Genomic DNA, 22,725 nt, shown 5'->3' with positions numbered 1-22,725 from the left:
TTGCTGCCGCTCGGTTGCGCAGCAACCGCTGATGGGGAGCGCTTCGCACTCCAGCGGGAGCAAGCTCCCTCGCCACAAAAAGCCCCCTGGCCTGGGACACTCGTTCGCCACAAAAGGCCATGGAGTCAAGCCACACTGATCCGCCAGATCCCGAACGGCTGGTACGCCGGATCGATCCGCATGAACTGATACTTGCCATACCAGGTCCAGCGGTGGCCGTTCATCAAGTCCTCGCCCTGGGTCTGGGCATCGTCCGACAGGCCCATTTCCCACAGCGGCAACTCGAAATTGGCCTCCTGCACGTTGTGCGGATCGAGGCTCACCGCCACCAGAATGAAATTGCTGCCGTCGGGCGTGCGCTTGCCGAAAAACAGAATGTTGTCGTTCCAGGCGTTGTAGATCTTCAGGCCCAGGTGCGTATGCAACGCCGGGTTCTGCCGGCGGATTCGGTTGAGCTGGGCGATTTCGGCAATGATGTTGCCCGGTGCGGTGAAATCCCGGGGGCGGATCTCGTACTTCTCCGAGTCCAGGTATTCCTCCTTGCCCGGCACCGGTGCCGACTCGCACAGCTCGAAGCCTGAGTACATGCCCCAGAGGCCCGAGCCCATGGTCGCCAGCGCCGCACGGATCAGGAAACCGGCGCGCCCCGACTCGTGGAGGAAGGCCGGGTTGATGTCCGGGGTATTGACGAAGAAGTTCGGCCGGTAGCATTCGCGCAGCGGCGACTCGTTGAGCTCGGTGAAATAGGTCGCCAACTCGGTCTTGGTATTGCGCCAGGTGAAATAGGTATAGCTCTGCGAATAGCCCACCTTGCCCAGCCGCGCCATCATGGCCGGCGTGGTGAAGGCTTCGGCGAGGAACATCACCTCCGGATGCTGGGCGCGCACATCGGCGATCAACCACTGCCAGAACGGCAACGGCTTGGTGTGGGGATTGTCGACGCGGAAAATCTTCACGCCTTCGTTGACCCAGCCGACCACGATATCCCGCAGCTCTAGCCACAGGCTGGGAATCGCGTCGGCGGCATAGAAGTCGACGTTGACGATGTCCTGGTACTTCTTCGGCGGATTTTCCGCGTATTTGATCGTGCCGTCCGGGCGCCAGCTGAACCAGCCCGGGTGCTGCTTGAGCCAGGGGTGGTCCTGGGAACACTGGATCGCGAAGTCAAGGGCAATTTCCAGGCCATGGGCCGCCGCTGCCGCCACCAGCCGACGGAAGTCCTCACGGCTGCCCAATTGCGGATGGATCGCTTCGTGACCGCCGTCCTCGCTGCCGATGGCGTAAGGGCTGCCCGGATCATCGGGACCTGCGGTCAGGGAATTGTTCGGACCTTTGCGAAAACTGCGACCGATGGGATGGATCGGCGGGAAGTACAGCACATCGAATCCCATGTCCTGGATCATCGGCAGGCGCGAATGCACGTCATTGAAGGTGCCGTGGCGGCGTGGATCGTCGGTGATCGAGCGGGGAAACAATTCGTACCAACTGGCGAACTGGGCCCGTTCGCGCTCTACATCCAAGGGGTATTCCGGGCTGATGCTCAGGTAGGGCCGGTGATCGGCCAGGGACATGAGGTCGGCACTGTGCGGCTCAAGGAACAACGCCACCTGTTCAGCAGGCAACAGACCCGACAACTGGTGATGCAACGCCGCCAGCTGTTCGCTCAGTTGGCCGTCACTGCGCTCGGCGGCTTGCTGCACGTGGTTGCGACCTTCCTGCAGCTCCAGGCTGATCGGCACGCCGGCGGCATATTTTTTTTCCAGCTCGTAGCAGAAGCTGGCGAACTGATCGAGCCAGGCCTCGATGCAAAATACATAGCGCCCTTGGGTTGGCACATTGAAGTGTCCGCGCCAACTGTTGTTGCCGAGGTCAGTCATCACCTCGCTGTTCCAGACCTCATCTTTCAATGCGCGCCAGCGGATGCGCACCGCCAGCTTATCGTGACCATCCATGAACACTTTGCTGGTCACCGTCACGTCCTGCCCCGCCACCGCCTTGACGGCGAACTGTCCGCCGTCAATCACCGGCATGGTGTTTTCAATCGCGATACGTGGCAACAACAAAGCGTGAGACAACGGCAGGTTCGGGTTGTAGGCCAGGTCAGTCGGGTGTTCAGCAGTCATCGAGCATCGCTCCTTTTACGCCCCATGGACGCGCTTGTGGGTTAAAGGCCCAACGGGTCCTATGAAAAAACTCACTTAAACTCCGAACCAAGCCGATAGCCAAAAGTTCAGCGAGATTTGCCCAGCCCGGCGGGATAAAAGCCAGCCTGGGGCGGTCACAAAAATAAGCACGACTCAAGCCATGTGCATCCCGGAGGCTCGACCGATGACTATCCCCATCCCGGCTGAAACCCCTGATCCGAACATTGACGATCCCAACCTGCCACCCCCCGGTCCTGATCCCGAGCCGGTCCCGGAAAAAGACCCGCCGCCCGATCCGCAGCCACCGCTGGGAGATCCACCGAGCGAGGCGCCGCCGGAGAGGGTTTGATGGGCAAGCGCAGTTGTTCAAGAGGTGACGGGCGTCAACGCTCCGTTTTTTGAGCTGCATGACCGTTCGTCGCCTCGCGAGAAATAAAAAGCAAAAACTGACTGTGTCAAGAGTAGGAAACTTCCCACCTGAAGAACATTTAATCGCCATTTACGTCCAGGGATATGACCTGCGTAATTAGTTGTCCTGCATGAGTTTTTTATTCTGCCAGATACGCATTTCTTCCTCCCTCACTGGCGCCCCCCCTTCTTTAGTGAAAAAAACCGCATCAGAACTTTCGCTTGAGCGTGAAAGACGTTTCCTACGCCTCAAAAAAAATGCGATTGCCAACCTATCTATACCTCGCTAAAAATTAAGTCGCCGGCAAAAAAGTTGCACAGCAAACTTACTCAAGGAAAGAGGAATTCAATATGAAACCGAACAACAAATCCGAAAAGCTAGGTGAAGTAATATTTCTATTCACGGACGATTTCGGCAACACACCGTATACACCAACTGTTGGAGGATCAGGTAGCGCAGGTGGTTGCGGGGGAAGCGGCGGATGTGGCGGTGGTGGCGGATGTAGCGGTGGCAGCGGAGGGAGTGGGGGCAGTGGTGGCAATGCAGTAACAGAATCCAGCAACCACTAACAATAATCAATGATAGCGCGGGCCTTTCTGATAATCGCATTTATCGAAAGGCCCGACCGAGAACTCGTCATGAAATTAAGCATATCCAACTACGAACTACTAAATTTCGAGACCTCCAACGCCGTTGTTTCGGAAAAAGGAATCGCCCGCGTAGACTCCCCAGCGATGTTGAAGCTGCTCAAAGAACTAAAGTCAGTAGAATGCATTACCAAAAACGACCTAAACGAATTATTCGAAAACCACAATCTCGACGCCACAGTCGCCTATGACTTCCTGAGCTCCGCCATACGCATTAACATAGCAAAAGACTTCAATTATTTCGGGAGCACGTTGATCGCACATAACTGGGGAAAAGCCTCAGATCTAGAAAGAATATTATCTAGTGAAATCGAACATCTGAGCACTTGCAGCTTGGAGGACCTGAATCTCTACACCTCTCATAAAGAGGAACGCTACATCATAATCCTCTGCTCAAATTATAACTATGCAAACATAAAAAAGCTTTATTTCTCCAGTGCAAAAAAATGGCCAAAATCGGCAATAAGTGTTTGTTATGGGAGCGCCGATCTTTTTCACATAAGTCAGCCCTACATTCCGGAAATAGGTAATCCCTGCCACTTCTGCACCATCGATAAATTGATCAGCAACGAAACCCACTCACCTTCAGTCAATACATGGTCAAAGCTTCTTAATTTTTGCAAAGGCAAAAATATCCATCTACCCGGCACAAAACCAACCCTCCTCCAAGAATCATTAATACTAGGAGCGATTGCAAGGGTAAGCCGACTCGTTTCAGGAACGATGACTTCTCAAAAATATCAAGATAATATTTTTCAAACAACAACGATAAATCTTGGCAATGGCCATATCAGTCAAGCGTCGGCAACGCATTGGCACCTGTGCGACTGTCTAGGCGCAGAAAAATGAAAAATATACCTCACGATTATTACCTTCGTTTTCTAGACCCTCTCGTTCACGACGACGTGCTGTCCTTTCATACAAAGGGCAACTATATAATCCATCCCGCCACCCAACAATCAGCCAACCTCCATTTCCTCACAGAACAGCAACTGCAAAATCTAACGGGAAATGAGCTAAAGCTTTACCCGGATATCAGCATTGAAATTCCAATGAACCCGCATCATGATATTGAAACAGCACTAATAAGAAATGAGTCAGAAACTCTATTTAATGAAGCCGAGATTGATTTCAGCACTATTGAAAAACTCGTCACGCCGTTAACCAGACTACAAGCCAATGAAAACAAACGGGGCTACCCAAGCGGCGGAGCATTATACCCTGTCGAAATCTTTATCTGCTCGCTTGCGCGAGGCAATAAAACATGGCCCTGCCAAGAAAAAGTTTTACATCTCCTGCCAAAATCAAAGACATATGAAGTCGTTTTAGGCACAGAGAACATAGACGAACTCCGAACGGCTATTCTGCCAAAAAGTTGCGACATTGGTTATCCGAGCCTAGCGCTGATATATGCTGCCTATCTGCCAAAGGCTTTGTTCAAATATCGATATCGCGGCTACCGCTTGGCTACCATGGAGGTGGGATCGATTTACATGCTGATAGAACTCAGCGCCAAATCTCTGAACTTACGTTGTCGTCCTTGGTCGGCATACACCGACACGATGGTTTGCAAGGCACTCAAACTAAATCCCGCACTCTTTGTTCCAATGTGCGTGCACTATATAGGGAAGCAGGGATGAATATTTACCGCAGAGAAAATCAGCTTGTGGATGCGCGTTTCACATACCAACCAGCTAATCTGTTGACTCTCCCATCTACGGTGGAAATCACCAATCCCTGGGAAAATGGTGGTTCGGGTGTAGGCAATGGTTCTCACGCGCTCAGGTCTGCTGTAGGGGAATTTTTTGAGCGGCAGCATTTCTATACCGACGTAGTACCGGACCTGAAAAGCGGTTTGAGCCATTCATTGACCGAAACTGAAGTATCAAAATTCACCCAGGCATTTTCTCAAACAAAAAAACAGCACGTCGCTCAATCAGTGCTGAATGCACATCAATACAACTTGAGCCAAGTATTCCGACTATCAGATCTTTCCTCCTGTCACATTCCCACAGCCTGCATTACCTTAAGCAGCGTACGGACCGAGACAGAGAATTGCATTTATCCCCTTCGTGACACATGTGGGTGTGCCTTTGGTTGGCACCCTGAACTTTCCGTTCTGGGCTCATTAAAAGAATTCCTTGAAAGGCAGTTCTTATTAAAGTTCTGGTTAACGGGTGTTTGCGTCAAAGTAATCGACGCACCGACGACAGGGGCTGCGTTGGCAAGGACCGGGGCTGAGACGCTATATACAGCCCTAGCCAGGAGTGGCCAACTATCCTTTATTGACATATCCGACTCTAGGTATCCAGGCATTTGCATCTTGGCGGTATACGGACAACAGGGCCAAAGGCACAACGTCCATTATTGCGCAGGAATGGCTTACGCCCCCACCTTGAAACTCGCGATGAAAAAATCACTTCTGGAGTTATGGCAGACATACAGATTCATTGATCTTTTCAAATCGACAGGACAAAAAATAGAGAGCATCCACGACTCATACCTAAGATACTTCCTCAATTGCAATCGCTTTGAAATCTACGAAAACATTACATCAGTCCGAACCCAAGCACCAGCGCCGTCACAATTTACTAAGATGCCTTTTTCTTTAACCTCACTTCTAAGCAGTATTGCCAGACATAATGCACTTGGCTACATATACCTTAAGGCGATCCCGATAGAGGATAGCCTTGGCTATTGCAGCAAATTCGTATCACCTGATTTTTTTATGCACATGAACAACTCACAACATATCAATTTAAACAACCTATACTCCAAGTCTTTCTTCCAAGAGATATTACCAACACGTACCGAACAGATGGTTCCATTCCCATAGGATGAAAGCAATGCAACAAGATATAATTTTCCGCTCTGCAAAATTAGCTATTTTGTTCCTAAAAGAACAATTCAAGGAACCCACCGCACTATTATGGACAATCATATCACCCAGCTTATTTTATTACTTATTACGATATACTAGCGACCATCAAAGCAAGCTGAATCCGGACTATGTAGAGGACAGCGCATGGTTCTATGCTTACATTGCATCAAGCGTTGGCCTATTCGGGTTTTCATTATACATCATAGGCCGACGAGAGAGCGGATTCGTCCGCTCCTTTATCTATTCCAAGGCCTCAAAGATAGTATTTTTGACCGCTCAATTTTCATCCTATTCATTGATCGCAGTCATTTACTGTTGCACCTTCTACCTCCTCACCAAGACTCTCTCTGGCGAACTCCACGGGCTCGAACTGCTGACTATCGCGACGAGATTCTATGCTTGCTTCCTGATCTTTTGCTCTATTGGACTGTTGTTGACATTACTCCCCTTGACCTTCCAGAACTCAAGCACATTGTTCTCCATCATTCTGTTTGCGATGATTGCCTTGGGATTCGCCAACCCTATCATTGAGGGCATTAGCTATCTGAATCCCTTACAGACAGCAGCAAATATCATGCGCGCCGGCCTTTTGAAAAACATTGAGGTACTGGCTATTTCTGGTACAACCCTGATAGCCACGCTGTTGCTTTCGATGAAATACCTTAGAATAAATCCTATATGGAGTCGCTACTAATGAGCGCGCTGACTATCGATCAACTCAACATTAGCTTTCCAGACAAAGCACTGTTTCGGCAAGCTTCACTGCATATTGAACCGAACTCCATCACAGGAATACTGGGACCAAATGGCTCTGGGAAAACAACGTTTTTCGACATTTTGTGCAACGTTAGAAAAGCTAAGGGTCAGAACCTCATTAACAACTTCCGCACTCAGTTGTACCTATCTCAAATCATCACCGCACCACCGGCGCTGCGTATGCATGAGATATTCCAGATGGCTACGGTATTGAGCTCGGATAAAAAATCCACTCAACAATGTGCATTAAGCAAAATAGCCAAATGGTGCCCGGAACTCACTGAACGCTATAAAGAAATTTGGAAAAAGAAATCTGCCGTCTGCAGTTATGGTGAGAAACGTTGGTTTTTCACCCTTTCGCTTCTCGCGCTGGAGCCCGATCTGTTGATCCTGGACGAACCCACCGCAGGTGTCGATCCGGAGTTTCGCCATTACACGTGGAGATGCCTCAGGCAAGCTGCTGGGGAGGGAGCCGCCATCGTTGTGTCGTCTCATAACATTGAGGAAGTCGCGGCGAACTGCGATCCCTTTTATATGATCATCGATTGCCAGTTTAGGAAATTCCGTTCGGCACACGAATTCACATCGGCATTCAGTGCCGACTCCCTGGACGAGGCATTTATCAAAGCAGCCGCAGCGTCACCGTCGCCATTCAATCGGGATCTTTTTCCAACGCCCGGACAATCACCGGCATCACACTGAAAATCGCCAACGCCAAGATGGTGCTCAACACCGCCGTCGCTTCTCGCCCCAGCCCGGCGGCGACACCGATGGCGGCGGTCATCCACAGGCCCGCAGCCGTGGTCAGGCCTTTTACGTGACCTTCGTCGCCATTGTTGTTTTTCAGGATAGTACCGGCGCCGAGAAAGCCGATGCCCGCGACCACGCCTTGGATAACCCGGCTCATGGCATCGGCCTGGGAGCCGGACATTTGTGGCACGAGGACGAACAACGCAGCACCCAGGGCGACGAGCATATGGGTCCGCACGCCCGCGGCCTTGCCTTTATGCTCACGCTCGAAACCCAGGATGCCGCCCAGCAACGCCGCCATCAGCAAACGTATGGTGACGCGCGTCATCTGCTGGGCATCGGTGATGTCCGCGAATTCCGCTTGCAGGGTGATCCAGACCTCATGCCACCAGTTTTCCATGAATCGTCCTCTTTATGTTCCATGGACGATGGACCACAAGCGCAGCCAGACGTGCCCCCCCCCCGACCGCTGATCCGACGCAACGAACCCTGGCATGGCAGCGACGCCTAACAGTTATTACCCCAGAAAGGAGCACGACCATGATTGAGCGCATCGATGAGGACGGGACTTGCCACATCCGAACGCCAAACGGCCCGCAGGAGCGTCCTGTCGGCGAGTTGACCGTCGTCACTGACCCCGAAAAAGCGATGTCGGCCATTAAGCTGAACGGCGACCTGATTCACATCACCGAGGCTGAGGCCAATGCATTGACCGTGGCTGGGGCGACTGACGGGCGGCACAACCTCAAGGCTACGGACAGTGGGTCCGTGATCTGACCCCACCCAAGGCGACATCGATCTCCTGTGGCGAGGGAGCTTGCTCCCGCTGGACGCGCCAGCGTCCCCTACAATGTGATACCCAAACACAGGGGGCCGCTTCGCGCCCCAGCGGGAGCAAGCTCCCTCGCCACAAGGGCTTATTCGCCCTTAAGCATGTACATCACAAGGACTGATTCGCCCTTAAGCAAAACATCAAAGCCTGTTCGCCTGTGTGCACCTGCTTCAAAGTGCCGCAGCCACGGCGCCTGACGCCATCTGATCCGGTTTTTATCAAGTCACCTGAGTCTGTTATGCAAACAGTTCCATGGTCATAGTTCGTCCGCCAGATACAGGCTGATGAGTGACCGACCATGAGCGAAAGAATCCCCGTCCAGCTGATCCCGATTTTCGAACCCGCGCCGAAAATCCGGGCCAGGACCACCGATAACCTGATTCATACCCGCAGCTTCACCGGCCTGTTCCGCACCTTGCGTATCAGCGGCGCCGGGGTTCTGTTCTTACTGTTCTTCGGCACCGTGTGGCTCAACTGGGGTGGTCGCCAGGCGGTGCTCTGGGACCTCTCCGAAAGCAAATTCCATATTTTCGGCGCAACCTTCTGGCCCCAGGATTTCATCCTGCTCTCGGCACTGTTGATCATCGCCGCCTTCGGTCTGTTCGCGATCACGGTATTCGCCGGTCGCGTGTGGTGCGGCTACGCCTGCCCGCAGAGTTCCTGGACCTGGATTTTCATGTGGTGCGAGAAAATCACCGAAGGCGAGCGCAACCAACGGATCAAGCTGCAAGCCGCGCCTTGGGGCCTGAACAAACTGCTACGGCGCTCGGCCAAGCACACGCTCTGGCTGGCCATCAGCCTGCTCACCGGCCTGACGTTCGTCGGCTATTTCACCCCGATCCGGCCACTGGCCGAAGAGCTGCTGACCTTGCAGATGGCGGGTGTCAGTCTGTTCTGGGTGCTGTTCTTCACCGGCGCCACCTACCTCAACGCCGGCTGGCTGCGTGAGGCGGTGTGCATGCATATGTGTCCTTATGCGCGGTTCCAGAGCGTGATGTTTGACAAGGACACACTGACCATTTCCTACGACGCCGCCCGCGGCGAAATCCGCGGCCCACGCAAGCGCGATGCGAAGCCGGCCAACATCGGCCTGGGCGATTGCATCGATTGCCAGATGTGCGTGCAGGTCTGCCCCACCGGCATCGATATCCGTGACGGCTTGCAGATGGAGTGCATCGGTTGCGCTGCGTGCATTGATGCCTGCGATTCGATCATGGACAAAATGGGCTACGCCCGCGGCCTGATCAAATACACCTCCGAGCATCAGTTGCAAGGCGGCAAGACCCATCTGCTACGCCCCCGGCTGATCGGTTATACCGCCGTGCTGCTGGTGATGATCGGCGCGCTGGTCGTGGCGTTGGTGGAGCGTCCCATGGTGTCGCTGGACGTCAGCAAGGACCGCGGCCTGTTCCGCGAGAACAGCCTGGGCCAGATCGAGAACATCTACAGCCTGAAGATCATCAACAAGACCCAGCAGCGCCAGGACTACCAACTGTCTTTGATGGATGGCGCCGGCTTCGTCCTGCAAGGCAAGACACAACTGAGCCTGGCCCCTGGGGAAATCGTCGATGTGCCAGTGTCGGTGGCGATGCTCAACGAGCGGCCCGAAAGTGGCTCCCGGGAGATGGCCTTCAAGGTGGCCGATAGCGACGAGCCTGGCATCTACAGCGTGGCCAAGAGCCGTTTTGTAGCGCCGACGAATCGCTGAAGCCTTAAGATGCAGGACCTTTTTTGTGGAGCGATCCTGCTCGCGATAGCGGACTGTCAGACTTGTCTGTACTGGCCTCATCGCGAGCAGGCTCGCTCCCACAGGTTGATGCGCAAGGCTGCATATCCCTGAACCGTTCATGACTGGATCGGAAATGAAACGCTACGAAAAATTCGCCGATGACATCGCAGAACTGATCCGCTCCGGCATGCTGGGGCCGGGCCAGCGCGTGCCGTCGGTGCGTTATGCCAGCCAGACCTATGGTGTCAGCCCGTCTACCGTGTTCCAGGCTTATTACCTGCTGGAGCGCCGCGGCCTGATCCGCGCCCGGCCGCGCTCGGGCTACTTCGTCAACGCCCTCACGCCGAGCCCGTTTTCCGAGCCGGCCATCAGTAGCCAGGTACAGGAATCCACCGAAGTCGACGTCAGCGAGCTGGTGTTCTCGGTACTGGAATCGATCAAGGACCCCACCACCGTGCCTTTCGGTTCGGCATTTCCCAGCCCGCAGCTGTTTCCGCTGCAACGGCTGTCCCGCTCGTTATCCAGTGCCACTCGCGACATGGACCCGCGCGTGGTGGTCACCGACATGTCGCCGGGCAATCCACACCTGCGCAGGCAAATCGCCCTGCGCTACATGGTCGGCGGGTTGATGTTGCCCATGGAGGAGTTGCTGGTGACCAACGGCGCCCTGGAGGCCTTGAACCTGTGCCTGCAAGCCGTGACCGAGCCCGGCGACCTGGTGGCGATCGAAGCGCCGGCGTTCTACGCCAGCCTGCAGGTGCTGGAGCGGCTCAAGCTAAAGGCCGTGGAAATCCCCGTCCACCCGCGCGACGGCATCGACCTGGACGTGCTCGGGCAAACCCTGGAACGGCACCCGATCAAAGCCTGCTGGTGCATGACCAGCTTCCAGAATCCCATGGGCGCGACCCTGCCCGAGGCGCGCAAGCAAGCCTTGGTCGAACTGTTGCGTCGCCATCAGGTGCCGCTGATCGAAGACGACGTGTACGCCGAGCTGTACTACGGTCAGCAGGCACCCAAGCCGGCCAAGGCATTCGACACCGAGGGGCTGGTGATGCACTGCGGTTCGTTCGCCAAGAGCCTGGCACCGGGCTATCGCATCGGCTGGGTTGCCGCCGGACGCTACGCGCAGAAAATTGAACGGCTCAAGCTCATGACTTCGTTGTGCGCCTCGATGCCGGCCCAGGCCGCCATCGCCGACTACCTGCAACACGGCGGCTACGATCGCCACTTGCGCAAACTGCGCTACGCCCTGGAAGAACAGCAGAGCGCAATGCGTGCTGCCATCGCCCGCTATTTCCCGCCCCAGACCCGGGTCAGCCAGCCTGCGGGCGGTTACTTCCTGTGGCTGGAACTGCCGGAGCAGATGGATTCGCTGAAGCTGTTCCAGATGGCCCTGGCCCAGGGCATCAGCATCGCACCGGGACCGATCTTTTCACCGACCCGGCGTTTTAGAAACTGCATCCGCTTGAACTATGGCAGCCCATGGACCGAGGTGTCGGAAAAGGCCATGGAAACCTTGGGACGGATTATCCGGTCGTTCTGATAGGGCTAGTCTGGGCGGGCTTATCGCGAGCAGGCTCGCTTCCACAGGGATCTGCTGCGTGCCTGAAATGTGGGAGCGAGCCTGCTCGCGATGAGGCCCGAACAGACGACATAAAACTCAGCGCCCGCCCCCCAGGTCCACAAACGTCCCGGTGGCATACGAAGCCTTGTCCGACAGCAACCAGATGATCGCTTCGGCCACTTCATCCGGACGCCCACCGCGGGCCATGGGAATCGCCGATTCCAGCTTGCTGACGCGGTCCGGGTCACCACTCAGGGCATGGAAATCGGTGTAGATGTAGCCGGGGCGAACCGCATTGACGCGGATGCCCTCACCGGCCACTTCCTTGGACAGGCCGACAGTGAATGTGTCCAGGGCGCCCTTGGACGCGGCATAGTCGACGTATTCGTTCGGCGAGCCCAGGCGCGCGGCAACCGAAGAAACATTGACGATACTGCCGCCCTGCCCTCCGTGCCTGGGCGACATACGCAACACGGCGTGCTTGGCGCAGAGCATCGGCCCGAGCACGTTGGTCTTCATGATCTTGAGGATGCGGAACTCGGACATTTCGTCGAGCCGGGACTTGTGCGCGACCGTGCCGGCGTTGTTCACCAGGGCAGTGACCCGGCCCAACTCGGCATCCACCCGGCCGAACAGGCCGACGACTTCGTCCTCGATGCTCACGTCGGCCCGCACGGCAATCGCCTGCGCGCCCTTGGCCCGGACCTGTTCGAGCACCTCCTGGGCGGCACTTTCATCGGTCTGGTAGTTGATGCAGATCCGATACCCCAAGTCGGCGGCCAACAGCGCCGTAGACGCCCCGATTCCGCGGCCGCCACCGGTGATGACGATGACTTTATCCACCTTTGCTTCTCCCGTTCCACGGACAGACGTCGGCCCCAAGGATAGCGCTCACGTTACGCTTTTGCACAACCGTGGCGAGGGAGCTTACTCCCGCTGGGCTGCAAAGCAGCCCCTTCTCAATAAGGCGCCGTATTCCTCGTCACGCTCGCTTGAACCGCTTTAACCGAGCAGAGCACGCAGGTCCAGGCGCCCATCCACTTGCGGCGGGCACCAATAGTAGCCGCCAGTGATCGGCCGGCTCATGCGATACAAGCCGTCGGTAATGCCATCCTCCAGCCCGCTCATGCGCCGCAGTTGCGCTTCAAAGGCGTCGAGGGAAAAACCAAACGCGAGGAACATCAACCCCGCGCGATCACCTTCGATCCAGGGCATGGAGCGGCGTACGAGGAACGCCTGCGGTGTATAGCTTTCCTGGGCCGTGCGTTTGACATGGGCCGATTCCGGCGCATCGTCGATTTCCTCATTGTCACTCAGGCGCCGCCCCATGATGTTGTCGCGCTCATGGGGGGACATCGCGGCGAAACCGTCGAAATCATGTTGCCACTGCTGAATCGCGGCAAAACTGCCGCCGCGCAAGCCGTCGGCGCCTTGGGCCAGGGCTGCGGCGATGGCGGCTTCGTCGTGGGGGTTTTCGGTGCCGTCCTCATAACCCGTCAGGTCGTGGCCGGTCATGTGGCGGAAGGTTTCATTCAACTGCACCAGGCGCAACGCCGGGGCCAGCGCCGCTTCGATAGCGCGACTGCGGTGCAGCAACTCGCCGCGGTCCTCGCCGTGCAACCAGCACCACAAAGCATGCTGGGTCGAGGGGTTGTCCACGCCCACGCCGGTCAACGCCGGGAACGCCCGCAGCCCGTCGATCCGGGCGCCGAGGGCCTGGACCAGCGATTCGCCAAAGCCCACCACCGCTCGACCGTCCAGTTGGAGCAGGAGTCTGTCTATCGCAGCCGGCAGCGCCTCGACCGATTCCAGGGCGAAAAACATGTGGCGGGCCTGAGGCGGAACAGGGGTGGCGAGAATGCCGGGCTGGTAGTAACTCATGGGAACTCCTTTAGAATGAAGCGCAAGTCTACCCGGCGGCCGGGGATTTGTGTGGGTCGCCAGCCTGGACGAGCCTGGATCTTTGCGTAGGACTTCTACTGCGCCCGCGTCGGATCGCTCCGAACGTGATTTGAGCCGCCGGATGCATCATTGCCGAGTCATCGAAAACCTCCTAGATTGACCGCCCCAAGGTGGATCCAGGCGACGGAAGCTGGATACCCGATTCGCGCACTTCAAGGAGACGGTCCGACATGCACCTCGCCAAATCGATACTCGCAGGCGCCTTTATCCTGGCCTGCGGGACGACACCGGGCTTCGCCCAGGCCCCCATCCAAGACACGGTCAATGCCGTCATCCAGCCGTTGATGGAGCAACAAGACATCGCCGGAATGGCCGTGGCGATCACCTACAACGGGCAACGCCACTACTTCAACTACGGAGTGGCTTCCAGGGATACGAAGAAACCCGTCACCGACCAGACTCTGTTCGAGATCGGCTCGATCAGCAAGACCTTCACTGCGACGCTCGGCGCCTATGCCCAGGCCTTGGGCAAACTGTCCCTGGCGGACCCGGCCAGTCGCTTTGCCCCCGAACTGCGCGGCAGCGCCTTCGAGGGCGTCAGCCTGCTCAACCTCGCCACCTACAGCGCCGGTGGGTTGCCGCTGCAGTTTCCCGGGGACGCCGACCATGCCGATCGTATGTTCGGTTACTACAAAACCTGGAAACCGCTCTACCCGACCGGCACCCAGCGGCTGTATTCAAACCCGAGCATCGGCCTGTTCGGCTATCTGGCGGCCCGCAGCCTGGAGCGCCCCTTCGATGACCTGATGGAGCAGACGCTGATGCCCGGACTGGGCCTCAAGCACAGCTATGTGCGGGTACCCAAGGAGCAGTTGAGCCGATATGCCCAGGGTTATGCGAAGGATGGAAAACCGGTCCGGGTTGGACCTGGCGCCCTGGATTCAGAGGCGTATGGGGTGAAGACCAGTTCATCGGACCTGATTCGCTTCATCGAAGCAAACCTGCAACCGCAAAGGCTCGACGCCGACCTGCGCCAGGCCATTGCCACGACCCAGACCGGGTTCTACACGGTAGACGGTATGAACCAGGGGCTGGGCTGGGAGTTCTACCCGAGCCCGGTCAGCCTCGAAGCGTTGCTGGCCGGTAACAGCGCAAAAATGGCCTTCGAACCGCATCCAGTGGAGCCCCTTACCCCACCGCGCCCGGCACCCGACGGAGCCTGGATCAACAAGACCGGCTCGACCGGCGGCTTTGGCGCTTACGCGGCGTTCGTGCCCGGCAAGAACATCGGGATCGTATTGTTGGCGAACAAGAACTATCCGAATGAAGAGCGAGTGAAGGCCGCCTACCGGATTCTCTCAGCGCTGGATCAGAACTGACAGCTGAGTGGATCCCCCCTGTGGCGAGGGAGCTTGCTCCCGCTGGGTCGCGAAGCGACCCCAAAATGCATGCAGGGATAACACAGGGGGCTGCTACGCAGCCCAGCGGGAGCAAGCTCCCTCGCCACAAGAACCTCCGGTGAAGTCGCGCCAAAGCCACGGACGGAATTCATCCGCATTCAAGGTCAATCATCCAACGGCTTCGGCGCCGCCGGTGCCTTGCCCGGCTTGCCCGGCTTGGCGCCCTTCGCGTCCTTAGCCGGAGCCGTTTCCGGTGGCGGAGGTGGGACTGGCGCCACCGCTTCCTTTTCCGTCGCAGGCAGCTTGTCAACGGTGTCGAACAGCTCTTTCAATTCAATCGCGCCGGAATGTTCGAGTTTCTTTTCACCGTCCTTGCCCACCAGGATGATCTTGGTCTGGGCGCCGGCACCGAGCTTGAGAGAGCGAATCAACGCCATGGTGCTCTGCGGGTCGAGATCTTTGCCGTCGCGCTGGCCAATGGTGTTGAGCACGGTATAGAGCACCATGTTGCGCTCGGAAAAGCCCTGCTTGCCGGCCGGCTCTTCCAGGGCTTTTTTCAGGCTGACCCAGGCCGGGTCGACTGTGCTGGGCGCGATGACGATCAAGGGGCGTGCCTTGCCCATCTCCGCCACCAGCGGTGAGTCGCCATCCGCAGCGAACAGGGGACCGACAAAGGCCAGCAAGGTAGCAAAGGTCAACGACCGAATGAGCATGCGCCTCTCCTTCTGATATTCACGCTGTACTGATTGCACATGGCGGCAATTGTTCCGCGAGAGTCCCCCGATACCGCACTTGCCTGCCTTGAAGCTTAGGCCAGTGGGTTCATTGCGCAACCGTAGGCACACAGTACCGAAAGCGCTGCAACACAGGCATGTCATCCAGAGCAGACCCCTTGTGGGAGCGGGCTTGCTCGCGAAGGCGGCCGTTCAGCTTGCATCGATGCTGAATGTGCCTACGCCTTCGCGAGCAAGCCCGCTCCCACAGTGGATCTGTGGTGTTTCTCTAATTCGGGTGTTGGTGCTAGAACGCCAGCTTGAACCCGATCATCGCCAACATCACCGCCAGGCAAGGACGCAGCAGTTCGTCGGAGATGCGTCCGGACAAGTGACTGCCCAGGTAGATGCCCGGCAACGAGCCGACCAGCAGGAAACCAAGGATGTGCCAGTCCATGTTGCCCATGCTTGCATGGCCGAGGCCGGCGACCAGGGTCAGCGGCACGGCGTGGGCGATTTCGGTGCCCACCAGACGCCGGGTGAGGAGAAAGGGATAGAGAATGAACAGCGCGACCGTACCCAGCGCGCCCGCGCCGATGGAAGTCAGGGCGACCATGGTGCCGAGTACCAGGCCGGTCACCACCGTGAGCAGATTCAGGCGTTTGCCGGAAGGGTTGTACTGGCCGCCGGCGCGGTCATGAGCGAATTGCAACAAGCGTTTCTTGAACAGGATCGCCAGGGCGGTGGCAAACAGGACAAAGCCCAACGCCTGCTTGATCACCGCGTTCATGGCGTCGGGAGAGCTGTGCAGGCTGCTGAGGAACCACAGCGTCAACCCCACTGCCGGTACGCTGCCCAGGGTCAGCCAACCGGTGATGGCCCAGTCGATATTCCGGTTCCTGGCATGAACCAGCACACCGCCGGATTTGGTAATGGCCGCGTACAACAGATCGGTGCCCACCGCTGTCGCCGGATTGATGCCGAACCACAACAGGATCGGGGTCATCAGCGAACCGCCCCCGACGCCGGTCATCCCGACGATGAAGCCGACCACGAGGCCCGCCACGACTAAACCGACATTACCGAAATCCATTAAACCGTCTCAGTACAACTGCGTGAAAAATCTGGCCGCGAGCATAGCGATTTTTCTTATAACCCCCCTATATCGATGTGATCTATCTTTATTCCATTTCACCCTCTCACTGCACCGGCAGAAAATTCAGGAACAACAGGCTCTGGGCATAGTTCAGGCCGATCCGCCGGTAACGCTCATCCAACATCTGTGTCAACAAATCCAATCGCGCAACGATCTTGCCGAATTCAACAGCGAAACTCAGGTTGCTGCCCTCCTCGGAAATTTCATTGGAAAACAGCAACGGCTTGCCGTCCTTGTTCTGGCGCTGGCTCAGCAACCAGGTGGCTTTCTCGATATTACGTGCCGCGTTGCTGACAAAACGCGGATCGATAGTGTCGGTCATGTAGAACTCCAGGCGATTGCCATGAGCGGTGACCAGCATGCTGCCGATGGCGTAGATAAACGCCCCGACCCGATCGCCGAGAAACTCCGGGCTCATGGCATAGCTCAGCGCAGCCAGGTCCTTGCGGCCACCAAGGGTCGGCAAGGGCTGTTGCTGCTCGATGGCCAGGCGTACCTGCTGCTCGGCGATGCGTGCCTCGAGAAAACCGGACTTGTGCAATTCATCGGGGTTGCGCAGGTACAACTTGCTCATCAGCAGGTAAAGGCTTTGCAGATTGTCGTGCATCGATAGCGTGGCCATGCGATCGACGCTGGTCTGCAGGAACTCCTGAGGCCTGGCGTTGCTGAACTGCGTGACCATGTCCTGCCCCTGCTGATGGCTGCATCCACCGCTGAGCAACATCAGCGCACCGACCGACAGCGTCCCGAGGCGTCGTCGCAGCATCATCAGAAAACAAAAAACAGCAGCCATCGGGTCTCGGTCTGGGCATGGGGAAGCGATGGGGGGTCGTCGCTTCCAGGCCCTGGATAGAGCGGCAAAAAAAGCAAAAGTGCAGTGCCGGCAGAAAATCCTCGATCCGTCTAGAGAGGTCGCCAAGTTAATTAGTATTACTTTTTAATTGAAAAATCTGATTTTACGGCTATAAATCCCTTCTCAGCCCTCAAATAGAAAGACTACTGAACAGAAAAACCTTCACCGCTGTCCGACCAAGTAACGGACTCGACCCGCGTTCAAAACAACAACAAAACAACAGGAAGGTCACACCATGCTTGAATCCAGACATCTGCTCACGGCCCTCGGAGTGTCTCTGATGATCGCCACTTCTGCTTCCCAGGCCGCCGGCCTGACCAATGAACGCGCCGCGTTCGGCAAGACCGACGACGGTACGGCGGTGGAAAAATTCGTGCTGCGCAACAGCCATGGGATGGAGGCCACGGTCATTACCTACGGCGGCATTCTCCAGTCCCTGAGTGTGCCGGACAAAAACGGCAAGGCCGACGATATCGTGCTCGGCTTCGACGATGTGCAGGGCTATCAGAAGAACGGTAGCGTGTACTTCGGCGCAACCATCGGCCGCTTCGGCAATCGTCTGGCGGACGGCGCGTTCGAGCTCGATGGCAAGCGCTACCAGGTGCCGCAGAACGATCACGGCAACTCCCTGCACGGCGGGCCGCTGGGATTCGACAAACGCGTCTGGAAAGCCCAGCCTCATGACAGTAAGGACTCGGTGGGCGTGACCCTGACCTACCTCTCGGCGGATGGCGAGATGGGCTTTCCCGGAGCATTGAAGACCGACGTCACCTACAGCCTCAACGAACAGAACGAATTGCGCATCGAGTACAAGGCCAGCACCGACAAGCCCACAGTCCTGAACCTGACCAACCACAGCTATTTCAACCTGGCTGGCGCGGGTAACGGCGACATTCTCAAGCAAGTGGCGACCCTGCATGCCGCCCGCTACACACCGGTCACCGGCAAGCTGATTCCCACCGGTGAGCTGGCCCCCGTAGCCGGCACGCCAATGGACTTCACCAAGCCCACAGCCATCGGCACCCATATCAAGGCCGACCACCCGCAACTCAAGTTTGCCGAACCGAAACAGGGCGGCTTCGATTTCAACTGGGTGCTCGATGCCAAGGGCGACGTGAGCAAAGTCGCCGCCGATGTCTACGACCCACAATCCGGACGCCGCTTGCAGCTGTTCACCACCGAGCCTGGCGTGCAGTTCTACACCAGCAACTTCCTCGACGGCACGGTCAAGGGCAAGCAGGGCAAGGTCTATCCGCACTGGGGCGCGTTCACCCTGGAAACCCAGCATTTCCCGGACTCGCCCAACCAGCCGAACTTCCCATCCACACGCCTGGATCCGGGCCAGACCTACACCCAGACCATGGTCTTGAAGTTCTCGGCCAAGTAACCACCTACCCACCTGTGGGAGCAGGCTCGCTCCCACAGGTGATCGCCTATCGAACCCTTGGTCTATCCTGCTGCCACACCTCTGATGTTCAAACACACAGGAGACAGGCATGAGGACTCTGCAATTGGCCGGCGTGTCGGTGCCCGTGATCGGCCAGGGCACCTGGCGCATGGGTGAGGAACCGTCCCAGCACAAAAAGGAAGTGGCGGCCCTGCGCCTGGGCATCGAACGGGGCATGACGCTGATCGACACCGCCGAGATGTACGCCGAAGGCGGCGCCGAGACCGTGGTGGGCGAAGCGATCAAAGGCGTTCGGGACCAGGTGTTCCTGGTGAGCAAGGTCTATCCCCACAACGCCAGCCGCAAAGGCATCCCCTTGGCCTGCGAGCGCAGCCTGCGGCGACTCGACACCGATTACATCGACCTGTATCTGCTGCACTGGCGCGGCCAATATCCGCTGGAAGAAACCGTCGAAGCCTTCGAGCGCTTGCGTGAGGAAGGCAAGATCGGCCATTGGGGTGTATCGAACTTCGACGTCGCCGACCTCGAGGAACTGGCCTCGCCCGCCTGCGCCACCAACCAGGTGCTCTACAACCTGCAAGAACGCGGCATCGAATTCGACCTGCTGCCCTGGTGCCAGCAGCAGCGCATGCCGCTCATGGCTTATTGTCCGGTCGGCCAGGGCGGGCATCTGCTCAGGGACCCTACGCTGGTACAAATCGCCCAACGCCACGGCGCGACGCCGGCGCAGGTCGCACTGGCATGGTTGCTGCGCCAGGACAATGTCATCGTCATTCCCAAAGCCGTGCAGCCTGAGCACGTGCGTCTGAACGCCGAGGCGGCGAACCTGACGCTAGCCGCCCAGGATCTGGCGGCGCTTGACCTGACGTTCGCCCAGCCCCGCGGCAAACAGCGCTTGGCGATGGTCTAGTTTTGCGCGGTAACGCGCTTTGGTGGCGGAGGAACTTGCTCCCGCTGGGACGCGCAGCGACCCTCTTTTACGACCGCTGCGCGATCGAGCGGGAGCAAGCTCCCTCGCCACATAAACAGCCAAGCACACGTGTGATCATCGATGCGCAGCGCTCAGAACAACCCCATCTGCCCGCCCACCAGCGTTGAGAAATCATCGTCCACGAACGGCAAAATCGCATCCGCCACCGGCTGTAGCTGCTTGCTCACGTAGTGGTCGTAGTCGATAGGCGCGCTACGGGCTTCCAATGGCTCGGGCCCAGCGACGGTGATGACGTAGCTGATCCAGCCGCCGTTCTGGTACTGCCGCGGGCGACCCTGGCGTTGGTTGAATTCATCGGCCAGACGGGCCGCACGGACGTGGGGTGGCACGTTGCGCTCGTAGTCCTCCAACGGGCGGCGCAGGCGTTTGCGATAGACCAGCCGCTCATCGAACACGCCGGCCAGGGTCTGCTGCACATAGTCGCGCACGTAATCCTGATAGGGCTGGCGGTGGAAGATTCGCCCGTACAACTCCTGTTGGAACTGCCGGGCCAGCAGCGACCAATCGGTGCGTACGGTTTCCAGGCCCTTGTAGACGATTTCATCGCTGCCATCGGCGCGGGTCACCAGCCCGGCGTAGCGTTTCTTGCTGCCCTCCTCGGCGCCCCGGATGGTCGGCATCAGGAAGCGTTTGAAATGGGTTTCGAACTGCAACTCCAGGGCGCTCTGCAGCCCGAACTCTGTCTGCACATGCTCGCGCCACCACTGGTTGACGTGTGCTACCAGTTCGCGGCCGATCCGCGCCGCGTCCTCCTCGGCATGGGCCCGGCGCAGCCAGACGAACGTAGAGTCGGTGTCACCGTAGATCACCAGATGTCCCTGGGCCTCGATCAGCTGCCGGGTGCGCTGCATGATCTGGTGACCGCGCAGGGTGATGGATGAGGCCAATCGCGAGTCGAAGAAACGGCAACCACTGGAACCGAGCACGCCGTAAAAGGCGTTCATGATGATTTTCAGCGCCTGGGACAAGGGGGCGTTGTGTTCGCGCTTGGCGGTTTCCCGGCCTTCGGCGACGCGTGCCACGATGGATGGCAGGCAATGCCGGGTCCGGGAGAAACGGGCGCCGCGAAAGCCCGGCACCGATTCACTGTCCCCGGGATGCCGCAGCCCTTCGATCAGGCCCACCGGATCAATGAGGAAGGTGCGGATGATCGACGGGTACAGGCTTTTGTAGTCCAGCACCAGCACCGACTCGTAGAGCCCCGGTTGCGAATCCATGACGAAGCCGCCCGGACTGGCCTCGGGCGGGCGCTGGCCAAGATTCGGCGCGACGAAACCCTGGCGATGCATCAGCGGCATATACAGATGGGTGAAGGCCGCCACCGAGCCACCGCTGCGATCCACCGGCAGACCGGTGACGCTGGCCCGTTCCAGCAGGAACTTGAGCAGCTCGGTCTTGGCGAAAATCCGCGTCACCAGTTCGCAGTCCTTGAGGTTATAGCGGGCCAGGGCCGGCTTGTCCTCGGCGAACATGCGGTTGATCTCATCCATGCGCTGGTACGGATTGTCGATGGACTTGCCCTCCCCCAACAGCGTCTGGGCAACGTTTTCCAGGCTGAACGAGGGGAAACTCCAGGTGGCCGAACGCAGGGACTCGATGCCGTCGATGATCAAGCGGCCAGCCGCCGAGGCAAAGAAATGGTTGTTGCGGGCGCCGTGCTCGCGCCATTGCATCTCTTCCCCGCCTCGGCCCAGACGCAACGGCACCGCCAGCCGCCGGGCATGTTCGTGCAGCACCCGCAGGTCGAATTGCACCAGGTTCCAGCCGATGATCGCGTCGGGGTCAAAATGCGCGAACCAGTCGTTGAGCTTCTTCAGCAGCACCGTGCGCGACTCGCAGTATTCGAGCTGGAAATCCACGCCGCCGGCGTCGCCATTCGGTGGCCCGAGCATGTACACCTGACGCTCGCCGCAACCTTCCAGGGCGATGGAATATAACTCGCCCTGGGCGGTGGTTTCGATGTCCAGGGAGACCAGGCGCAACGGAGGGCGGTAATCGGGGGCGGGTTTCATCTGGACGTCGACCAACAGGCCGTCATCCGCCGCAGTGCCACCGAACCACACCGGCGCGGTGATGAAGCGCTCCATCAGGTAGCGCTCCGGCGGCCGGATGTCGGCTTCGAAGACCTCCACGCCGGCGCGGCGCAAGGTGGTGTCCAGGCGCATCAATTGAGCATGTTGCTGGCAATACAGCCCGAGCACCGGGCGATGCTCGAAGTCCAGCAGATCCAGGGGCCGCAGTTCGATCCCCTTTTCCCCTTGCAACAGGGCTTCAAGCTGTCCGCGCTGGATCTGCGGCACGAACGCCACCGAGGGCTGCACCGGCAGGCGCACGCGCCGGGGCCCGGCGTCAGTGGCCAGCCAGAACTCAACCTCTGTGCCGGCCGGGGTGTCGCGCCAATGCCGGGTCAGGACGAAGCCCTGCTGTAAATCCACCGTTGCAACCTCGAAATATGCGTAGGCGGTCATTCTACCTGTGGCGAGGCGACTTCACCTGCTCAACGCTGTTTTGCCCCACTCTCGCGGCCTCCACTCTTGTGGCGAGGGAGCTTGCTCCCGCCGGGCTGGCGCTCCAGTGCGAAGCAGCCCTC

At 58.0% G+C, this 22,725-nt stretch carries 20 protein-coding genes; 12 read left to right on the top strand and 8 right to left on the bottom strand.

The features are described 5' to 3' along the window. Window positions 1-125: 125 nt before the first annotated feature. Complete coding sequence (locus tag ACLEJR_RS21160) at window positions 126-2,123, bottom strand: alpha-1,4-glucan--maltose-1-phosphate maltosyltransferase (RefSeq protein ID WP_440816217.1); 1,998 nt, start codon at window positions 2,121-2,123, stop codon at window positions 126-128. A 205-nt stretch (window positions 2,124-2,328) separates the two neighbouring features. Here ACLEJR_RS21160 and ACLEJR_RS21155 point away from each other — a divergent pair, with 205 nt between their 5' ends. From ACLEJR_RS21155 to ACLEJR_RS21130, 6 genes are all read left to right on the top strand, one after another. Further along, window positions 2,329-2,493: a hypothetical protein gene (locus tag ACLEJR_RS21155; protein ID WP_440798287.1), complete on the top strand. Its 165-nt coding sequence runs from the start codon at window positions 2,329-2,331 to the stop codon at window positions 2,491-2,493. 698 nt (window positions 2,494-3,191) lie between these two features. Next, window positions 3,192-4,049, top strand: coding sequence for an McbB family protein (locus ACLEJR_RS21150; protein WP_440816214.1), 858 nt, complete (start codon window positions 3,192-3,194; stop codon window positions 4,047-4,049). Next, a complete protein-coding gene (locus ACLEJR_RS21145; RefSeq protein WP_440816212.1) occupies window positions 4,046-4,840 on the top strand; it encodes a SagB/ThcOx family dehydrogenase in 795 nt (264 codons plus the stop codon). Before ACLEJR_RS21150 ends, ACLEJR_RS21145 begins: the two co-directional genes overlap by 4 nt. After that, window positions 4,837-6,036 (top strand): YcaO-like family protein, encoded by a 1,200-nt coding sequence (locus tag ACLEJR_RS21140; protein WP_440816209.1) that lies wholly within the window; start codon window positions 4,837-4,839, stop codon window positions 6,034-6,036. The genes ACLEJR_RS21145 and ACLEJR_RS21140 overlap by 4 nt, the downstream gene beginning before the upstream one ends. A 10-nt stretch (window positions 6,037-6,046) precedes the next feature. Next, on the top strand, window positions 6,047-6,775 hold the full coding sequence (locus ACLEJR_RS21135) for an ABC transporter permease (RefSeq protein ID WP_440816206.1): 729 nt from the start codon (window positions 6,047-6,049) through the stop codon (window positions 6,773-6,775). Further along, window positions 6,775-7,539: an ATP-binding cassette domain-containing protein gene (locus ACLEJR_RS21130; protein WP_440816203.1), complete on the top strand. Its 765-nt coding sequence runs from the start codon at window positions 6,775-6,777 to the stop codon at window positions 7,537-7,539. The genes ACLEJR_RS21135 and ACLEJR_RS21130 overlap by 1 nt, the downstream gene beginning before the upstream one ends. On the opposite strand, the gene ACLEJR_RS21125 is transcribed toward ACLEJR_RS21130, so the two are convergent. Continuing rightward, a complete protein-coding gene (locus ACLEJR_RS21125; protein ID WP_440816201.1) occupies window positions 7,490-7,987 on the bottom strand; it encodes an MgtC/SapB family protein in 498 nt (165 codons plus the stop codon). The genes ACLEJR_RS21130 and ACLEJR_RS21125 overlap by 50 nt on opposite strands. 140 nt (window positions 7,988-8,127) lie before the next feature. Here ACLEJR_RS21125 and ACLEJR_RS21120 point away from each other — a divergent pair, with 140 nt between their 5' ends. The 3 genes from ACLEJR_RS21120 to mapR all read left to right on the top strand — a co-directional run bounded on the left by ACLEJR_RS21120 (window position 8,128) and on the right by mapR (window position 11,691). Beyond that, complete coding sequence (locus tag ACLEJR_RS21120) at window positions 8,128-8,364, top strand: DUF3203 family protein (protein ID WP_440798283.1); 237 nt, start codon at window positions 8,128-8,130, stop codon at window positions 8,362-8,364. Between the two features lie 353 nt (window positions 8,365-8,717). Beyond that, complete coding sequence (ccoG, locus tag ACLEJR_RS21115) at window positions 8,718-10,127, top strand: cytochrome c oxidase accessory protein CcoG (protein ID WP_440816200.1); 1,410 nt, start codon at window positions 8,718-8,720, stop codon at window positions 10,125-10,127. A gap of 154 nt (window positions 10,128-10,281) precedes the next feature. Continuing rightward, window positions 10,282-11,691 (top strand): GntR family transcriptional regulator MpaR, encoded by a 1,410-nt coding sequence (mapR, locus tag ACLEJR_RS21110; protein ID WP_440816197.1) that lies wholly within the window; start codon window positions 10,282-10,284, stop codon window positions 11,689-11,691. A 117-nt stretch (window positions 11,692-11,808) separates the two neighbouring features. On the opposite strand, the gene ACLEJR_RS21105 is transcribed toward mapR, so the two are convergent. Together ACLEJR_RS21105 and ACLEJR_RS21100 are read right to left on the bottom strand one after the other, a co-directional pair. Continuing rightward, window positions 11,809-12,555, bottom strand: a complete 747-nt coding sequence (locus ACLEJR_RS21105) for an SDR family oxidoreductase (protein WP_440798277.1) — start codon at window positions 12,553-12,555, stop codon at window positions 11,809-11,811. Window positions 12,556-12,714: 159 nt separating this feature from the next. Beyond that, a complete protein-coding gene (locus ACLEJR_RS21100; protein ID WP_440816195.1) occupies window positions 12,715-13,593 on the bottom strand; it encodes a Dyp-type peroxidase in 879 nt (292 codons plus the stop codon). Window positions 13,594-13,844: 251 nt separating this feature from the next. Here ACLEJR_RS21100 and ampC point away from each other — a divergent pair, with 251 nt between their 5' ends. Then, a complete protein-coding gene (gene ampC, locus ACLEJR_RS21095) occupies window positions 13,845-14,993 on the top strand; it encodes a class C beta-lactamase (protein ID WP_440816193.1) in 1,149 nt (382 codons plus the stop codon). Between the two features lie 185 nt (window positions 14,994-15,178). On the opposite strand, the gene ACLEJR_RS21090 is transcribed toward ampC, so the two are convergent. From ACLEJR_RS21090 to ACLEJR_RS21080, 3 genes are all read right to left on the bottom strand, one after another. Continuing rightward, the gene (locus tag ACLEJR_RS21090) at window positions 15,179-15,727 is read right to left on the bottom strand and encodes a DUF4174 domain-containing protein (RefSeq protein ID WP_440816191.1); all 549 of its coding nucleotides are present in this window, start codon (window positions 15,725-15,727) and stop codon (window positions 15,179-15,181) included. A gap of 307 nt (window positions 15,728-16,034) precedes the next feature. Next, window positions 16,035-16,820, bottom strand: a complete 786-nt coding sequence (locus tag ACLEJR_RS21085; RefSeq protein WP_440795526.1) for a sulfite exporter TauE/SafE family protein — start codon at window positions 16,818-16,820, stop codon at window positions 16,035-16,037. Window positions 16,821-16,926: 106 nt separating this feature from the next. Then, entirely contained in the window at window positions 16,927-17,652 is a 726-nt protein-coding gene (locus tag ACLEJR_RS21080) for a hypothetical protein (RefSeq protein WP_440816277.1), read from the bottom strand. Window positions 17,653-17,971: 319 nt separating this feature from the next. Between ACLEJR_RS21080 and ACLEJR_RS21075 the strand changes: the two genes are divergently transcribed. Both ACLEJR_RS21075 and ACLEJR_RS21070 read left to right on the top strand, forming a co-directional pair. Continuing rightward, window positions 17,972-19,123 (top strand): aldose epimerase family protein, encoded by a 1,152-nt coding sequence (locus ACLEJR_RS21075; protein ID WP_440795524.1) that lies wholly within the window; start codon window positions 17,972-17,974, stop codon window positions 19,121-19,123. 109 nt (window positions 19,124-19,232) lie between these two features. Continuing rightward, complete coding sequence (locus tag ACLEJR_RS21070; protein WP_440816189.1) at window positions 19,233-20,054, top strand: aldo/keto reductase; 822 nt, start codon at window positions 19,233-19,235, stop codon at window positions 20,052-20,054. Window positions 20,055-20,206: 152 nt separating this feature from the next. Here the strand turns inward: ACLEJR_RS21070 and ACLEJR_RS21065 are convergent, their stop codons facing one another. Beyond that, window positions 20,207-22,570, bottom strand: coding sequence for a DNA polymerase II (locus ACLEJR_RS21065; protein WP_440816275.1), 2,364 nt, complete (start codon window positions 22,568-22,570; stop codon window positions 20,207-20,209). Between the last annotated feature and the right edge of the window lie 155 nt (window positions 22,571-22,725).

It is taken from the genome of Pseudomonas sp. SMN5 (assembly GCF_052041925.1).
GTDB lineage: Bacteria > Pseudomonadota > Gammaproteobacteria > Pseudomonadales > Pseudomonadaceae > Aquipseudomonas.
This window is presented reverse-complemented; position numbering and strand designations above follow the sequence as displayed.

Coding starts and splice junctions, on each gene's coding strand:
- ccoG (WP_440816200.1), top strand. CDS start 8,718: ATGAGCGAAAGAATCCCCGTCCAGCTGATCCCGATTTTCGAACCCGCG.
- ACLEJR_RS21085 (WP_440795526.1), bottom strand. CDS start 16,820: ATGGATTTCGGTAATGTCGGTTTAGTCGTGGCGGGCCTCGTGGTCGGC.
- ACLEJR_RS21130 (WP_440816203.1), top strand. CDS start 6,775: ATGAGCGCGCTGACTATCGATCAACTCAACATTAGCTTTCCAGACAAA.
- ACLEJR_RS21075 (WP_440795524.1), top strand. CDS start 17,972: ATGCTTGAATCCAGACATCTGCTCACGGCCCTCGGAGTGTCTCTGATG.
- ACLEJR_RS21125 (WP_440816201.1), bottom strand. CDS start 7,987: ATGGAAAACTGGTGGCATGAGGTCTGGATCACCCTGCAAGCGGAATTC.
- ACLEJR_RS21070 (WP_440816189.1), top strand. CDS start 19,233: ATGAGGACTCTGCAATTGGCCGGCGTGTCGGTGCCCGTGATCGGCCAG.
- ACLEJR_RS21100 (WP_440816195.1), bottom strand. CDS start 13,593: ATGAGTTACTACCAGCCCGGCATTCTCGCCACCCCTGTTCCGCCTCAG.
- ACLEJR_RS21135 (WP_440816206.1), top strand. CDS start 6,047: ATGCAACAAGATATAATTTTCCGCTCTGCAAAATTAGCTATTTTGTTC.
- ACLEJR_RS21155 (WP_440798287.1), top strand. CDS start 2,329: ATGACTATCCCCATCCCGGCTGAAACCCCTGATCCGAACATTGACGAT.
- ACLEJR_RS21150 (WP_440816214.1), top strand. CDS start 3,192: ATGAAATTAAGCATATCCAACTACGAACTACTAAATTTCGAGACCTCC.
- mapR (WP_440816197.1), top strand. CDS start 10,282: ATGAAACGCTACGAAAAATTCGCCGATGACATCGCAGAACTGATCCGC.
- ampC (WP_440816193.1), top strand. CDS start 13,845: ATGCACCTCGCCAAATCGATACTCGCAGGCGCCTTTATCCTGGCCTGC.
- ACLEJR_RS21080 (WP_440816277.1), bottom strand. CDS start 17,652: ATGATGCTGCGACGACGCCTCGGGACGCTGTCGGTCGGTGCGCTGATG.
- ACLEJR_RS21160 (WP_440816217.1), bottom strand. CDS start 2,123: ATGACTGCTGAACACCCGACTGACCTGGCCTACAACCCGAACCTGCCG.
- ACLEJR_RS21145 (WP_440816212.1), top strand. CDS start 4,046: ATGAAAAATATACCTCACGATTATTACCTTCGTTTTCTAGACCCTCTC.
- ACLEJR_RS21090 (WP_440816191.1), bottom strand. CDS start 15,727: ATGCTCATTCGGTCGTTGACCTTTGCTACCTTGCTGGCCTTTGTCGGT.
- ACLEJR_RS21140 (WP_440816209.1), top strand. CDS start 4,837: ATGAATATTTACCGCAGAGAAAATCAGCTTGTGGATGCGCGTTTCACA.
- ACLEJR_RS21120 (WP_440798283.1), top strand. CDS start 8,128: ATGATTGAGCGCATCGATGAGGACGGGACTTGCCACATCCGAACGCCA.